The sequence below is a fragment of the Mycobacterium sp. genome (assembly GCF_019243155.1).
In the GTDB taxonomy this organism is placed as follows: domain Bacteria; phylum Actinomycetota; class Actinomycetes; order Mycobacteriales; family Mycobacteriaceae; genus Mycobacterium.
This window is the reverse complement of sequence record NZ_JAFAUS010000143.1, coordinates 1-3,595: the sequence shown is the minus strand read 5'-3', so window position 1 is coordinate 3,595 and position 3,595 is coordinate 1. Positions and strand designations below refer to the sequence as shown.

General features: G+C 63.9%; 2 protein-coding genes and 1 pseudogene. All 3 read right to left on the bottom strand.

Translation table 11 applies throughout. The features are described 5' to 3' along the window. Positions 1–166 precede the first annotated feature (166 nt). The 3 genes and pseudogenes from JOZ00_RS07035 to JOZ00_RS07025 all read right to left on the bottom strand — a co-directional run bounded on the left by JOZ00_RS07035 (position 167) and on the right by JOZ00_RS07025 (position 3,260). Complete coding sequence (locus tag JOZ00_RS07035; protein WP_293341658.1) at positions 167–1,636, bottom strand: cytochrome ubiquinol oxidase subunit I; 1,470 nt, start codon at positions 1,634–1,636, stop codon at positions 167–169. 69 nt (positions 1,637–1,705) lie between these two features. Further along, a pseudogene (locus JOZ00_RS07030) lies at positions 1,706–1,896 on the bottom strand (DUF308 domain-containing protein); the annotation flags it as partial. Positions 1,897–1,931: 35 nt separating this feature from the next. Then, complete coding sequence (locus JOZ00_RS07025; RefSeq protein ID WP_293314766.1) at positions 1,932–3,260, bottom strand: adenylate/guanylate cyclase domain-containing protein; 1,329 nt, start codon at positions 3,258–3,260, stop codon at positions 1,932–1,934. Positions 3,261–3,595 lie beyond the last annotated feature (335 nt).

The window sequence follows — 3,595 nt, the reverse complement described above, 5'->3', positions numbered from 1 at the left end:
GCAAACGACCGATCCCGGCCACAATCTGCCTGGCCAGACGACGCACCAACGTCCTCTACGCCCTCATCCGCGACAACCGCACCTGGCAACCCGGCTCACCCCAAATCACCGAGACGGCGGCTTGACTTCTTCATTGAGAGTCCTTTCGGGTTCGCTACGCGTTGGCTCAGTACGCGAAGGACAGCGGCGCCACCTCATCCTGCTCGGGGGTCGAGGGTGCCGGTTCGGCGTCGTGTTCCAGCGGCCCCTCGATGACATAGCGCTTCAGCAGCCAGAACCAGACGACCGCGAGCACGGCGTAGACCAGGGTGAATGTCACCAGGGATGTGACCACCATCCCGGGAGAATGGTGAGAGACGCCTTCGCGGACGGTGATTCGGATCATCTGGTCGCCAGTCGGGTTGGGGGCCACCACCCATGGCTGGCGGCCCATCTCGGTGAATACCCAGCCGGCGATGTTGGCGAGAAACGGCGTGGGGATGGTGAGCAGCGCGAACCAGGAGAACCACCGCTGATTCGGGGTGCGTGCGCCCCGGGTCAGCCACAACACGGTGAGCGCGAACAACACTGGGATCAGCAGCAGTCCGATCATCAGTCGGAACGCCCAGTAGGTGACGAAGAGATTCGGCCGATAGTCGTTCGGCCCGAATCGCTGTTGGTATTCGCGCTGCAGGTCGTTCACGCCTTGCAGCGTCACGCCGCTGGGCTTGCCTTCGGCCAGGAACGGCAGCACGTACCGCACCTTGACCACGTCGGTGACGCTCCCGCAGTTGTTATGCGTTCCGATGGTCAGGACCGAGAAGTCCGGATCGGTCTGGGTGTCGCACAGCGCCTCCGCCGACGCCATCTTCATCGGTTGTTGGCGGAACATCAGCTTGCCCTGCGCGTCTCCCGTGAAGAACAAACCGACCGCGGCGAACAGCGCAACCCAGCATCCCAGGATCGCCGCCGGACGAAACATCGTGTGGGCTTCCGCCTCACGGTCGGGCAGTCCGGGTTCCGGATTGCGAGAACGGACCAGCCACCAGGCGCTCACGGCGGCAACGAATGTTGCTGCCGTCAGCAGCGCGCCGATGACGGTATGCGAAAACGCCGCCCGCGCAGTGTTATTGGACAGTAATGCGCCAATGCTGTTCAACTCGGCGCGCCGGCTCACCGGGTTGTAGTGCGCCCCAACGGGGTGCTGCATGAACGAGTTCGCCACGATGATGAAGAACGCGGACACGTTCACGCTGATAGCCACTATCCAGATGCACGCCAGGTGCACGAGTCGCGGCAGCCGGCTCCAGCCGAAGATCCACAACCCGATGAAAGTGGATTCGAAGAAGAAGGCGGCCAAGCCCTCCATGGCCAGCGGCGCGCCGAAGATGTCGCCGACAAACCGCGAGTACTCGCTCCAGTTCATGCCGAACTGGAATTCCTGGACGATGCCGGTTGCCACCCCGATGGCGAAGTTGATCAGGAACAGTTTGCCGAAGAACTTGGTGAGCCGATACCAGGCAGTGTTCCCGGTGACCGCCCACACCGTTTGCATGACGGCGAGCAGCGGAGCCAGGCCAATGGTGAGCGGCACGAAGATGAAGTGGTAGACGGTGGTGATACCGAACTGCCACCGCGAGATATCGACGACATTCATCTGTCATCTCCCGAAAACTACGGCTAGCTACGACACAGTGTAGTAGTAAGATCGAGCCGGCGCAACGACTTACTTGGTGAGTTGTTTCGAACCTGTGCAAATGCCGAACGACGACACGATTTCGAAAACGCCGATTACCACGAACCAGACACCGACCACGATCGCCAGGGTGACGATCGAGACGAACGGTGAGGCCAGGACGACGTTCCCGGCGAGCAGGCTGATCAACCCGATGAAATCGACCAGCCCCGCCCCGGCAGGACCGGCGGCAGTCTCGGGGATAGGGACTTTCGGCTCAGACCCGCGCGGTGCGCGATACCTCTGTACGCAGGTCGGTGGATTCCTCGGTCGCCTTCCGGCCGATCAGATACCAGGTTCGCATCGGGCCCTTGCCCTTTATGTGGACGATGCCTCGCTCCTGCAGCACGAATTCGCCTTTGAGGCGCTCGTACATCGCGTCGGGTACCTGGATCCGGCCCACCGAGTCGGTGGATTCCATCCGGGACGCGACGTTGACCGCGTCGCCCCACACGTCGTAGAAGAACCGGCGAGAGCCGACCACACCCGCGACCACGGGCCCGCAGGCCATGCCGATTCGCAGCGGGATCGGCTCGCCGTGCGGGTCCTTCAGCCCCGCCGCGACATTGGCCATCTCGAGCGCGAAATCGGCAAGCGCGCGGGAATGGTCAGGCCGCGGACGCGGGACCCCGCTGACGACCATGTACGAGTCGCCGCTGACCTTGATTTTTTCGAGGCCGTGCTTGTCCACGAGCGCATCGAAAGCTCCGTACAAGAGGTCTAGGAAGCGCACCAGGTCGGCCGGCGGGGTGCTGCTGGCGCGTTCGGTGAATCCGACGATGTCGGCAAACAAAACCGAGGCGTCATCGTATTTGTCGGCGATGACGCTGCGGTCGGGTTGCTTAAGGCGCTCGGCGATGCTGGCGGGCAACATGTTTTCCAGCAGTGCCTCCGAGCGGTCGTACTGGGCCTCCATGACCGCCTCGGCGCGGGCGGTATCACGCAGGGCGAACCACACCGTCACGACGACGACGACGACGCTGGAGATGGTTGTGATGACAAAGCCCGTCGACATGGCCCAGGCCGGTTGCACCCCGGTGTTTCGCGGGACCAGAAACTCGACCGTGATGATCAGGCCGGCGGCCACGGCCGCCAGCGCGGACGCCAACACGATGCGTTCGATTCCCAGCAGCAGCACCACCAGACAGGCGCCGACCAGGAAGAAGAGTTGCGAGCCCGATCCGGTGCCCGTGTCCACGCCCGTGGCGAAGACCGTGACGTAGGCGGCGCCCATAAAGGTAAGCGGCGCAACCAATTCCCCGAATCGCTGCAGCCAGGGGACGATCGCGAAGGTCAGCATGGCGCCGAGGTTGATGGCGCTGATCTGCCACGACCAGGTTCCGGTGACGATCTGCATCAGCACAAACGTGGCGCTTACCAGCACGGCCAGCCACGCGGCTATGTTGAGGGCCCGCGCCCGTCGTGCGGCGCTGTCGGCGTAGTGCTGATTGCGGTCGCGGGTCTGCGCCCGCACCGCGGCTACGCAGTCCGGGCGATTCGACGAGCCATCCGAGCGAGGTGGGGCTCCGCATTTCTTCGCCACCACGTTCAAAGCGTAACCGTTTACCTCGGCGTGTCGGCGCACCAGTCCAGATCCGCGGCGGTGAGCCAATCGGACGGGCCGTGCGCCGATAGCGAGCCGTTGGGCATGATGTGCGCAACCGCCGTCCGTCCCGGGCCTCCAGGTCGGCGATCATGCGCCGGTGGCAGCGCCACCAGGTCGGTTCGCCGCAGTCTCGCATCAGCGGGCAACGCATTCTGGTGCCGTATTGGGTCCGGTGGCGGAGTCGCAGGCAGCCGAGGTCTATACGAGGGCCCCGGCCATCGTGCTTCTGTTCAAGGCCGGATTCCTCCGCCGCTGCCGACCCTTAAGGCCACACA

What these genes read in the sequence shown, in the direction of transcription:
- JOZ00_RS07035 (WP_293341658.1), bottom strand. Translation starts at nt 1,636, where the DNA reads ATGAATGTCGTCGATATCTCGCGGTGGCAGTTCGGTATCACCACCGTC.